The sequence below is a fragment of the Ruegeria sp. AP7 genome, from assembly GCF_056539905.1.
This window is the reverse complement of record NZ_JBQFVT010000001.1, coordinates 718703-730262: the sequence shown is the minus strand read 5'-3', so window position 1 is coordinate 730262 and position 11560 is coordinate 718703. Positions and strand designations below refer to the sequence as shown.

Here is an 11560-nt window from a genome sequence, read left to right as displayed (position 1 = left end):
TTACGGGCCCAATTGTTGGCTAGACACCGATGTCAGCACTTGGACTGTCAACAGGTGATGTATGCCGGATCGCACAGCTACTATCATAAAGCCGATTTCTGCTGATCGGAAAACAACGTTGGATCAGCGAATTGAAGAACTTCGCGCGCGCGAGCCTGTCGACATAAATCATGGAGAGGCAATCTTGTTTCAGGGGATTGCTACGGCGTCACTCAAGAAACAGCGGATCGCTCAGGGTAAGATCGATCTGGACTAGGACAGCGACCGTACGAACACTAAAGCCCAAGCTTTTCTCGCAAACGCGATAGGTGCTGCATCATGTTGTACTGCCAGCCCGGTTGATAATTTTGTCGGAAGCCAGAACCGCCTGACAACTGAAGAAATGGACGTTCCTGCAAGATCGCAAATTGTTCACCAGACCCGTCAAGCGCGTGACTGTTGTGAAGATTCAGCCAATTCAGGTTCTCGAATTGTAAAACAGGCACCAGCGTTTCGATTTGGGTATTGCCGATATCAAGGCGTTCAAGCGATGGCAGTGTCGCGAGAGGAGAAACATCAGAAATCCAGGTATCATGGAGATAAACCAGTTTCAGGTTCGGCAAACCGTTAAGTGCACTAAGATCGGAGACCCGCGTCATGTTCACGTCAAGCCGCTCGAGTGTTGCGTTTCCTTCCAGCCCGGTCAGATCACTTAGATTGGTTCCCCGTGCATTCAGAGATTTGAGATTCGGAATATCCGGGATGTTGGCCGGCAGCTTTCGAAGTTCAGTAAGATCTTTAAAATCAAGATCGTTCGTTCCCGCAGAAACGACACCTTTAACCCGCTGCTCGGCTATCAGTAGTTGTTGGTTTGCAGTTTTCTGCAGCTTGTACTGCCAGGTGGCCAACGCAACCAGGGCAATAATAAGTGCTAGGGCAGTTTTTCTCATGTGATCGGCGGATAATGTGACAATGCGGCCAATCTATGAACGCGTAGCGCAGCGCGAAATGCAGGCAATCACGGTAAACCGCAACGTGTCGTGCTAGAGGACTTAATCGCCACCCGAGAATTACAGGTGGTTAAAAGATTTAACCTTACAGTCGCTTAGCCACGGAAACCGGTGGCGACAACGAATTTTTCCGAGCTGTCCGAGCGTGACGCGGGTGGCTTTACATTGGCCACCTTGTTGAATTTCTGCTTGAGCAGCTTCTGAAGGTCTCCCTCGGCCCCGCCTGCAAGAACCTTTGCGACGAAGGTGCCACCCTCTTCCAGCACATCAAACGCAAAATAGGCTGCCGTTTCGCACAAGGCCATAATCCTAAGGTGATCGGTCTGCTTGTGGCCTGAGGATGCAGCCGCCATGTCGGACATGACCACATCCGCTTTACCGCCCAGCCAGTCTTTGACCTTCTGGTCGGCATCATCTTCCATGAAATCAAGCACATGCGCAGAAGCCCCCGCTACGGGTTCGACCTCTTGCAAATCGACACCTAGAACCGTGCCAATACGCTTGCCGCTCTTCTCGCCCAGTGCGTTAACACGTTGCACTGCAACTTGCAGCCAACCACCGGGCGCACAACCCAGATCAACCACGCGCGCGCCGGGCACAAGGAACCGGAATTTATCGTCTAACTCCAGTATCTTGAACGCTGCGCGTCCGCGATACCCTTCGACCTGCGCCCGCTTGACATAAGGGTCGTTCAATTGCCGCTCAAGCCAGCGGGTCGAGCTGAGCTTACGCCCGCGCGCTGTCTTAACTTTAACCTTCAGGTCACGTTGCCCGCGACCCGAGTTGCCTTTGCCGGTTGGTGTCTTCGCCATCAGAACGGTCCGTCTTCCAATACACCGTCCGCGCTCATCTGCGCATAGAGCAAACCTTCGCGTAGCCCCCGATCCGCCACAGAAAGGCGATCAGTGGGCCAGCAGCGCAACAATGCCTGCAAAATGGCCGAGCCGGACATGATCAGGGCCTGCCGATCTTCTCCGATCCGGGGATCACGGCGGCGCCCACGAGGGCCGAGTTCTAGATAGCCTCGTATGACCTTGTCAATCTGATCGCTGGTCATTCGCAATCCGTCCACCTTGGTTCGGTCATAGCGTTTTAGACCCAGATGCGAAGCAGCCACCGTGGTGACAGTTCCGCTTGTGCCCACGATCTGGAACCCCTCGCGAGCCTGTTCATCTTTGTAAGGTGCAAAATCAGCAAGGTTTTCTTCAAAGAACCAGCTCATCAGCGCAAATCGCGCTGCATCGTCTTCGACGTCGTTGAACTGGTCCCGCAAAGTGGCCACTCCCAACGGTACACTGATCCAATCCACGACTTTGGCCGCAGGAAACGGGCTATCGGCGGTATGGAATCCGTTATGCAGCCGCATGATCGAGGCAGGTCGGTCGCGGCGCGGAACCGAAGATATGTCGATCCAGACCAACTCGGTCGAACCGCCGCCAATGTCCACGACCAACAATTGCTCGGTTTTGGTCGATACCAGCGGCGCGCAGGAAATGACGGCCAGGCGCGCTTCTTCCTCGGGCTGAATGATGTCAAGCGTCAGGCCAGTTTCACGTTTGACCTGACGGATGAAGTCGCGTGAGTTCTTGGCACGACGACAGGCCTCGGTCGCGATCAAGCGCATGCGCTTGACCTTGTTCCGTTTCAGCTTTTGCTGACAAATCCGAAGGGCTTGCACCGTGCGCGCCATAGACGCCCGCGACAATCGTCCGGTGCGTTCCAGACCAGCGCCGAGTTGCACTGATTTGGAGAAGCTGTCTACCACATGGAAGCCACTGCCCTTGGGCTGGGCGATCAACATGCGGCAGCTATTTGTCCCCAAATCCAGCGCCGCATACAACGCATCTGGATCGGGTCTTGCCGGCGCGGGGCTTTCGACCGCTTTCGGGAACGCGCCCGCACCTTTGGGACGCTTGGGCGCCATCTGAAACGCCCTCCGATTTTCGAGTTACCCCGACCATAGGTCGCGCTTTTCAATCACGCAAGACACTCATTAAAGTCATGAGGATTTTGATGTTCGGTTTCGAGGCAGGGGTCTTTAAAAGCAGCGATATCCGATCCTGGGCAAAAAGGTCGCTGCAAATACGCCGTGTGTCGAAAATCGACCGACCTGCGCCCATATTGAAGTTTAGAACCGGCCCATCGGGTTAGGAGGAATCACAGTTATGCCTGACGTCACCATCGTATACTGGCGCGACATTCCCGCTCAGGTCATCGTCGGCAAAGGCCGTCGTGGCGCCAAGCGGCAATTGGAAGAGCGGTTTGAACAAGCCATCGACCGGGCCGCAATGAAGGTGAACGCCAAGGATAGTGATGCCTATCTGGCCGAGTGGCGCAAAGCCGAACCTTTCGCGGTTGAGGGCGACCCGTCCGAGATTGCCGAGGCCGAGGCCGCGCGCCTGGAAACGGAATACGATCAGGACCGTATCAAGTCCCTGATCGCCAATGACGGTTGGGCATGAGCCCCAGATCTTTATGGGAGGCCGCTATGGCTTTGCTGAACTTCAAGAAACGTGATGCGGTCGAAAACGGCCCTGTGAACCCGACCGTCGAAGCCTTTCTGCAGGGCTATTCGATCGAGGTAATGCCGCGCACCGCCGAAAAAGTCGAAGACTTCCGCGCGCTGCTGCCCGAAGGCACACGCGTTTACATCGCCCATATCGAGGGCACGCCAATCGAAGACATGGTCAAAACGGCCAAGCGCATTGCGGCTGAAGGTTACCCTGTCATGCCGCACTTCCCTGCGCGGATCATCAAGGATGCGGCGACTCTGGAAAACTGGATTTCGATGTACCAGGGCGAGGCGGGCGTTGAACAAGCGCTGCTGCTCGCCGGTGGTGTCGCGAACCCTCACGGCGACTTCGACAGCTCGATGCAATTGCTGGAAACTGGCTTGTTCGACAAGGCTGGATTCAAGCGTCTGCACGTTGCCGGTCACCCCGAGGGGAACAAGGACATCGACCCAGACGGTTCGACCAAGAATGTCGATGATGCGCTGCGTTGGAAGCAAAAATTCAGCGAAACAACAGATGCGGAAATGGCGCTGGCCACTCAGTTTGCGTTTGATGCCAAGCCGATCATCGCCTGGGCGGACAGCCTGAAAGAGGCTGGCATTGATATCCCAGTCCATATCGGTATCGCGGGCCCTGCCAAGCTGCAGACTCTGATTAAATTCGCCATTGCCTGCGGTGTAGGCCCGTCGCTGAAAGTTCTGCAAAAGCGCGCAATGGATGTGTCCAAACTGTTGCTGCCTTACGAGCCGACTGACGTGATCACCGAACTCGCCAACCACAAAGCGGCCAACCCGGATTTCAACATCACCAACGTCCACTTCTTCCCGCTTGGCGGCATCAAAACCAACGCCAACTGGGCGATCAACAACGGCGGCGCTTCGGCAAAGCCAGCAAACTCCTAAGGAACGGACATGACCCGTACAGTCGTCGAATCAAAAACAAAAACAGCCGTTCTGGGCTTTGATGAACCGTTCTGCGTGATCGGAGAGCGGATCAACCCGACAGGCCGCAAGAAACTGGCCGCCGAATTGGAAGCGGGCGATTTCTCAACCGTTGAGAAAGACGCATTGGCGCAGGTTATGGCGGGCGCGACCGTTTTGGATATCAACGCGGGCGTTGTTTACAACTCGAACCCCAACCCAAACGAGACCGAGCCGCCGCTGATGCGCAAGATTGTCGAGCTGGTGCAGGGTCTGGTTGACGTACCGCTGTGCATCGACAGCTCGGTTCCGGGTGCGCTAGAAGCCGGTCTGGCAGCCGCAGAGGGCCGTCCGCTGCTAAACTCGGTCACGGGCGAAGAAGAGCGTCTGGAACTGGTTCTGCCGCTGGTAAAGAAATACAACGTACCGGTTGTGGCGATCTCGAACGATGACACCGGTATTTCGGAAGACCCCGATGTGCGATTTGCCGTTGCCAAAACCATTGTTGAGCGCGCAGCGGATCATGGTATCCCTGCACATGACATCGTGGTCGACCCGCTGGTCATGCCGATCGGTGCGATGGCAACTGCAGGCCAGCAGGTGTTCGCTCTGGTCCGTCGTTTGCGCGAAGAGCTGGGTGTGAATACCACTTGTGGTGCGTCCAACATCTCGTTCGGGCTGCCGAACCGTCACGGTATCAACAATGCTTTCCTGCCGATGGCAATGGGCGCTGGCATGACTTCGGCGATCATGAACCCGGTTGCTCTGCCGGTAACGCAGAAGAAGATTGCCGAGAAGAAGGAACAGGTTGCCGCCGCTGGAATCATCCTGCCAGAAGGCATGGATGACGAAACCTTCGTTCAGATGTTCGGCCTGGGTTCGACCAAACCGCGCGCTGGTAAAGAGATGGAGGCCATCCGCGCCGCAAATCTGCTCACAAACAATGACCCGCATGGTGGTGAATGGATCAGGTCCAACAAAGCGCCTGAGGAAGCCGGTGGCGCTGGTGGGCGTCGGGGCGGTGGACGTCGTCGTCGCGCTTAATCTATGGAAAACAACAGATTGAGCCGGGTCTTTGACCCGGCTCTTTCGTTTTTGTCGGTACTGGTTTGGCTTGAACCCCGGTCAGGACAAGCGGTAGTCAATTCTTAGCGGCGGGTATGATGTAATGGTAGCCTGTCAGCTTCCCAAGCTGAACGCGCGGGTTCGATTCCCGCTACCCGCTCCAATACTATCGATCAACTCGATACACGCGCCTGCAGCAGGTTGATGACCGCTGGAACCTGTACGCCTTTTGGTGTTTGGAATGCGCGAAATTCTTCGGCGACTCCACGCACGATGGCTTCAACATCCTCCTGTGTACCTTCGAAATGGGCGATCACCCGCGCGGCGGGGCCGACCCGGGTACACAAAAGCGCAGCATCTCCGACGGATGCAGGGGCGGTCAGCGCAAGGGGGACCGCTTCAATATGGATATCTTTTAAACCAGCCTGCGCCATCAGGTTTGAAACCCTGTCGCGGTCATGGAATGCTAACGGGCCGGGTGCATTCCGGTCCACCTTGGGTGGTTGGCCCAACCGTTTGACGGCGGCGACATGCGGGATCTTGAACCAAGGGTTCACTGACAGACCACCCCAGGCTGCAAAGGTTATCTGACCGCCTGATTTCAAGGCCCGAGCCATATTGGCGAAGGCTACTACGGGATCGGTGAAGAACATCACTCCAAACCGCGAGATCATTGCATCAAATCCGCCTGACGAAAGCTCAGCGATCTGAGCGTCGGCATATGTGAACTCGAGATTGTCGAGCTTGGCCTCGTCTGCGCGCATCCGCGCTCGTTCGAGAAATTGTTCCGAAATATCAATGCCCAGAACATGCCCCCCGGGTCCAACCTGCTGCGCCGCCCGAAGTGCACTTGCCCCGGTGCCGCAGCCGATATCGATGACGCGCATTCCACCAACCAGCGCGGCGTGATCGAGGACCAGATCCAGTACGGGCGCGAACAGATGGTCCAACTGATCCTCGAAGGTCAGCCAGCGCGTGCCCATTTCGGACTTGCCCCAGAATTCTTCCTGATCACCGTTGATTGTCAGCATAGCGCCCTCCAGGTTTTGAAGGGACTATGACCTCCTGCGGCGGCGACGACCAGACTTTTCATCGTCTCCGCCGCCGGTGTTGAAGGACGGAGCGGGCAGGGTGACGACTTGCGCCAATTCAGGGAACGGATCGGATTTGTGCGGGATCGCGTTGGCGGCGACGAAATGGTCTTGGAACTTGGGTTCGATCGCGGTTTCGACCTTGGTGATCTCGCGCACGACGCGCTCGATCTCGGCCCGCGATCCGATGTTGCACAATGCAATTCGCGCACCCGTACCCGCGGCATTGCCCGCGCTGGAAACCTTGTCCAGAGGCGCGTCGGGAATCATGCCTAGAACCATCGCGTGTTTGGTCGAGATATGCGCGCCGAACGCCCCGGCCAGTACCACGCGGTCCACGCGGTCGACCTCCATCTCGTCCATCAACAGACGCGCACCGGCATAAAGCGCGGATTTGGCCAACTGGATGGCACGGATATCGCCCTGAGTTACCGTGATACGCGGGCCACCTTCAGCGCTGGCATCGTGGATCAGATAGGAGTTTGTTCGGCCTTCGGGAACACAACGGGGAGTACCCGTCTGTTCAGCCGAGCCGATCAGGCCACTTTCGTCCAGCAGGCCAGCGATACGCATCTCAGCGACAGCCTCGATAATACCCGAACCGCAGATTCCCGTGATGCCAGTTGTTGCGATGTCCTGATCAAAGCCCTCTTCGTCCGACCAATTCTCGGACCCGATCACGCGGAAACGCGGTTCTTTGGTGACGGGATCGATTTCGATGCGCTCAATCGCGCCGGGGGCCGCGCGCTGGCCCGAACTGATCTGAGCACCCTCGAATGCGGGTCCAGTGGGCGAGGAACAGGCCAGAACGCGGTGGGTGTTGCCCAACAGGATTTCGGCATTGGTGCCCACATCCACGATCAGCACGAGGTCTTCGGATTTGCCGGGTTCTTCAGATAGGGCAACGGCGCCACAGTCTGCGCCCACATGGCCTGCGATGCACGGCAAGATATAGACTTGCGCACGCGCGTTCATATTGGTCAGGTCCATTTCTCGCGCGGGCAGGGACATGCTTTCCGAAGTTGCCAACGCAAATGGAGCCTGGCCGAGTTCAACCGGATCAAGCCCGAGCAGTAGATGGTGCATCACCGGGTTACAGACAAATACTGTTTCAACAATAAGCGCTGCGTCAATCTCGGCCTCATCTGCGATTGAGTTTGTCAAATCATTAATCGCCTCGCGCACGGCTTTGGTCATTTCTTTGTCGCCGCCTGGATTCATCATGGCATATGAGACGCGACTCATCAGGTCTTCACCGAACCGGATTTGTGGATTCATCAGACCCGATGAGGCCTTGACCTCACCCGTCTCCAGATCGGTCAAATGTGCCGCAATGGTTGTCGAGCCGAGGTCAATGGCCAAACCATAGAGTCCGTGTTCGTGCAGACCGGGCCAGATTTCGACGATGCGCGCCACTTCATCCTTGTGGCCCTTGTGAACGGCGACCGTGACCTCCCATTTCCCTTTGCGCAGAACTGGCTGCAGCTTGGACATAAGGGACAGGTCGGCAGTGACTGCTTCGATCTTCCACTGCTCGCGCAAGGCGCGCTCCAACCGTTCCAGATCGCCGGTGGGCGAGTGCATGTCGGGTTCTTCCACCACCACGAAATACAGGCGTGTTGCAGGGTCCATGGTGATCGCCCGTGCAGCAGCGGCCTTGCGGACGACCTGACGGTGCACCTGGCTTTCGGGCGGAACATCAATCACTACATCGCCCTGAACTGATGCCTGACAGCCCAGACGCCGACCCGGTTTCAGGCCGCGCTTGTCATCATAGCGCTGCTCGACGGCGTTCCATTCGCTCAGGGCATCCTCGGAAACCGTCACACCGTGCTTGGGGAACTCGCCATAGCTGGGGGTGATCTGACATTTCGAACAGATGCCACGCCCGCCGCAGACCGAATCCAGATCGACGCCCAATTGGCGCGCAGCAGTCAGGATTGGCGTGCCAACGGGAAAGTGCCCACGTTTGCCGGACGGAGTGAAAACGACAAGAGGATCGGTGGTCATTAATGGCCTGCCTTTGTATTCGCGCGTATGCCGGCGAACATATGGGTTTGAACGCAAAGGGAAAGGGCATTCAGCGGCACGTTTTGCATTGCTTGCGTCGTTTTCGGGCGTGGCAGAAGCCCACAGGGGAAAACAACTTGGGTTCGGGGCTTTCCCTCGGGTGAAATCCATGTAATAGGGTCACCGTCAAACGGGCTTTTGCATGGGGTTTTCAGATGCAGATTCGTGAGGCACTCACCTTTGACGACGTACTTCTTGTTCCGGGCGCATCTTCTGTGCTTCCGGCGACGGCGGATACCACCACGCGCGTGACGCGTGAGATCACCATGAACATTCCGCTGCTTAGCTCGGCAATGGACACGGTAACCGAGGCGCGTATGGCCATCGCCATGGCGCAGGCCGGAGGCATCGGTGTTGTGCACAAGAACCTGTCGGTCGAGGAGCAAGCCCGCGAGGTGCGGCGCGTCAAGCGGTTCGAATCCGGGATCGTCTACAATCCTGTGACATTGCGCGCGGATCAGACGCTGGCTGATGCACAGGCGCTGGTCGAACGCTATAATTTCACCGGCTTTCCTGTAGTTGACGAAAGTGGCCGGGTCGTGGGGATCGTGACCAACCGCGACATGCGCTTTGCGACCTCGGACGATACGCCAATCAAAGCGATGATGACTTCGGGCAACCTGGCGATGCTGCAAGAGCCCGCCGATCTGGAAGAAGCCAAAAGCCTGATGCGTGCCCGTCGGATCGAAAAGCTGCTGGTCGTCGATGGCGAGGGCAAGCTCACCGGCTTACTGACGCTGAAAGACACCGAACAGGCTGTGCTGAACCCTACAGCTTGCAAGGACCGTTTGGGTCGTCTGCGCGTGGCGGCAGCGACCTCTGTCGGGGACGCGGGGTTTGAACGGTCTGAGCAGCTGGTTGATTCCGGGGTAGATATCATTGTTGTAGATACCGCGCATGGTCATTCGCAGGGGGTTCTGGACGCGGTGAAACGCGCCAAGACGCTGTCGAACGAGGTTCAGATCATTGCTGGCAACGTGGCCACCGCCGAGGCCACCAAAGCACTGATTGATGCAGGCGCTGATGCAATCAAGGTGGGCATCGGGCCCGGCTCAATCTGCACAACACGCATGGTCGCAGGTGTCGGGGTTCCCCAACTGACAGCGATCATGGATTGTGCGGCAGCAGCGGGTGACGTGCCAGTCATTGCTGATGGTGGCATCAAATTCTCGGGTGACTTCGCCAAGGCGATCGCGGCGGGCGCATCTTGTGCCATGGTTGGTTCGATGATCGCTGGTACAGACGAAAGTCCGGGTGAGGTCATCTTGTATCAGGGCCGTTCGTTCAAATCCTATCGCGGCATGGGTAGCTTGGGCGCGATGGCGCGCGGCTCGGCGGATCGGTATTTTCAGAAGGATGCTGCCAACGACAAGTTGGTACCCGAGGGGATCGAGGGTCAGGTACCCTACAAAGGGTCCGCCAGTGCGGTTGTGCATCAACTGGTTGGCGGCTTGCGCGCAGCGATGGGCTATACCGGATGCGCAACGGTGGATGAAATGCGTCGCAACTGCAACTTTGTCAAAATCACTGGTGCAGGCCTGAAGGAAAGCCATGTGCATGACGTGCAGATTACGCGCGAAAGCCCGAACTATCGGATCATGTAATCGCTATGGTGCTCGTATCTGTGCATCGAAGTTTATGACAAAGTCAAACGGATCCAGCTATGACACCCGCAGCCCGAGTTCAGGCCTCGATCGACATCCTCGATGAGATATTGGCCGGAGCGCCAGTCGAGAAAGCGTTGACAGGTTGGGCGCGGCGCAGTCGGTTTGCAGGTTCGAAAGATCGTGCGGCAATCCGCGATCACGTATTCGATGCGTTACGCTGCAAACGATCCTTTGCTGCGCGTGGTGGGGCTGAAACAGGGCGCGGCTTGATGATCGGAGCGATGCGATCATCGGGTCAGGATCTTGCTCAGTACTTCTCGGGCGCGCGATATGCGCCAACTTCGGTAACAGATGCCGAGAAAGACCGAGGTTTCCAGACCGAGGCCGAAGCCCTCGACATCCCTGATTGGTTGTGGCCCGAATTCAAGGCGTCGTTGAAAGATGAGGCCAACGCAGCCGCATCTGCATTGCAGGGGCGGGCCCCGGTGCATTTGAGGGTAAACCGGTCGCGGGCTGATCTGGTTGAAATCATCCAACGCCTCTCGGATGAAGGCATAGTGGCGCAACCTCATCCAGCGTGTGACACTGCTTTGGAAGTCACCGCTGGTGCACGAAAAATTTCACAATGCAATCCATATATTGAGGGATTAGTCGAGCTGCAGGACGCCGCCAGTCAGGCCGTTACTGCAGCGTTGGATTTGCGACCTGGAATGAGGGTTCTGGACTATTGCGCCGGTGGTGGTGGCAAAGCCTTGGCCTTGGCGGCAAGGGCCGAAGGCGTTCAGGTATTTGCGCACGATATCAATCCAGGTCGCATGGCAGATTTGCCTGCACGTGCAAAGCGGGCGCGCGCAGAAATTTCACTGCTGACGTCGGATCAGGTATCAGGACAGGCACCCTTTGACATCGTTCTGGTGGATGCGCCCTGTTCTGGAAGCGGATCATGGCGCCGTTCGCCCGCGGGGAAATGGGCGCTGACGCCTGAGCGCTTGCTTGAACTTACCCGCATTCAGGCAATGATTTTGAAGAGCGTCGCGCCATTGACCGCAGACGCAGGTACGATTGCTTATGCCACATGTTCAATGCTTTCTGTCGAAAACGACGCGATAGTGGACAGTTTTCTGCAAGAGCATTCGGATTGGCGGTCTGGATTTCGAAAGACGTGGCTGGTTTCACACGGGGCGGATGGATTTTATTCGGCCCACTTGACTAGAAATTAGATCCGATCAAACAACTTAAAGGAGTTCTCACCGCTGATTTATTAAGCGGCAATTAACGATTGTGGGCCGATATTGGTCAAATATG

Annotated in this window: 11 protein-coding genes and 1 tRNA gene; 7 read left to right on the top strand and 5 right to left on the bottom strand. The window is 56.9% G+C overall.

What is annotated here, in order from left to right; genetic code table 11:
• The first annotated feature begins 61 nt into the window (after positions 1 to 61).
• Positions 62 to 256 carry a hypothetical protein gene (locus ACR0KN_RS03590; protein WP_170703218.1) on the top strand — a complete coding sequence of 65 codons (195 nt, stop codon included), beginning with the start codon at positions 62 to 64 and terminating at the stop codon, positions 254 to 256.
• 19 nt (positions 257 to 275) lie between these two features.
• On the opposite strand, the gene ACR0KN_RS03585 is transcribed toward ACR0KN_RS03590, so the two are convergent.
• The 3 genes from ACR0KN_RS03585 to ACR0KN_RS03575 all read right to left on the bottom strand — a co-directional run bounded on the left by ACR0KN_RS03585 (position 276) and on the right by ACR0KN_RS03575 (position 2913).
• Positions 276 to 929, bottom strand: a complete 654-nt coding sequence (locus ACR0KN_RS03585; protein ID WP_480651418.1) for a leucine-rich repeat domain-containing protein — start codon at positions 927 to 929, stop codon at positions 276 to 278.
• Positions 930 to 1084: 155 nt separating this feature from the next.
• The gene (locus tag ACR0KN_RS03580) at positions 1085 to 1801 is read right to left on the bottom strand and encodes an RlmE family RNA methyltransferase (protein WP_480651416.1); all 717 of its coding nucleotides are present in this window, start codon (positions 1799 to 1801) and stop codon (positions 1085 to 1087) included.
• On the bottom strand, positions 1801 to 2913 hold the full coding sequence (locus ACR0KN_RS03575; protein ID WP_010440229.1) for a Ppx/GppA phosphatase family protein: 1113 nt from the start codon (positions 2911 to 2913) through the stop codon (positions 1801 to 1803). Before ACR0KN_RS03575 ends, ACR0KN_RS03580 begins: the two co-directional genes overlap by 1 nt.
• Before the next feature lie 241 nt (positions 2914 to 3154).
• On the opposite strand from ACR0KN_RS03575, the gene ACR0KN_RS03570 reads away from it, so the two are divergent.
• The 4 genes from ACR0KN_RS03570 to ACR0KN_RS03555 all read left to right on the top strand — a co-directional run bounded on the left by ACR0KN_RS03570 (position 3155) and on the right by ACR0KN_RS03555 (position 5650).
• Positions 3155 to 3451: a virulence factor gene (locus tag ACR0KN_RS03570; RefSeq protein WP_010440228.1), complete on the top strand. Its 297-nt coding sequence runs from the start codon at positions 3155 to 3157 to the stop codon at positions 3449 to 3451.
• Positions 3452 to 3477: 26 nt separating this feature from the next.
• Entirely contained in the window at positions 3478 to 4404 is a 927-nt protein-coding gene (locus ACR0KN_RS03565) for a methylenetetrahydrofolate reductase (RefSeq protein ID WP_170774149.1), read from the top strand.
• Between the two features lie 9 nt (positions 4405 to 4413).
• Positions 4414 to 5466 carry a methyltetrahydrofolate cobalamin methyltransferase gene (locus tag ACR0KN_RS03560; protein ID WP_010440226.1) on the top strand — a complete coding sequence of 351 codons (1053 nt, stop codon included), beginning with the start codon at positions 4414 to 4416 and terminating at the stop codon, positions 5464 to 5466.
• Positions 5467 to 5576: 110 nt separating this feature from the next.
• Positions 5577 to 5650: transfer RNA gene (locus ACR0KN_RS03555), tRNA-Gly, on the top strand.
• A gap of 10 nt (positions 5651 to 5660) precedes the next feature.
• Here the strand turns inward: ACR0KN_RS03555 and ACR0KN_RS03550 are convergent.
• Positions 5661 to 6518, bottom strand: a complete 858-nt coding sequence (locus ACR0KN_RS03550) for a class I SAM-dependent methyltransferase (protein WP_480651413.1) — start codon at positions 6516 to 6518, stop codon at positions 5661 to 5663.
• A gap of 24 nt (positions 6519 to 6542) precedes the next feature.
• A complete protein-coding gene (locus ACR0KN_RS03545; RefSeq protein ID WP_480651411.1) occupies positions 6543 to 8588 on the bottom strand; it encodes an ASKHA domain-containing protein in 2046 nt (681 codons plus the stop codon).
• 215 nt (positions 8589 to 8803) lie between these two features.
• On the opposite strand from ACR0KN_RS03545, the gene guaB reads away from it, so the two are divergent.
• The gene (guaB, locus tag ACR0KN_RS03540; RefSeq protein WP_480651409.1) at positions 8804 to 10252 is read left to right on the top strand and encodes an IMP dehydrogenase; all 1449 of its coding nucleotides are present in this window, start codon (positions 8804 to 8806) and stop codon (positions 10250 to 10252) included.
• 59 nt (positions 10253 to 10311) lie between these two features.
• Positions 10312 to 11475, top strand: a complete 1164-nt coding sequence (locus tag ACR0KN_RS03535; protein ID WP_480651407.1) for an RsmB/NOP family class I SAM-dependent RNA methyltransferase — start codon at positions 10312 to 10314, stop codon at positions 11473 to 11475.
• The last annotated feature ends 85 nt before the right edge of the window (positions 11476 to 11560 follow it).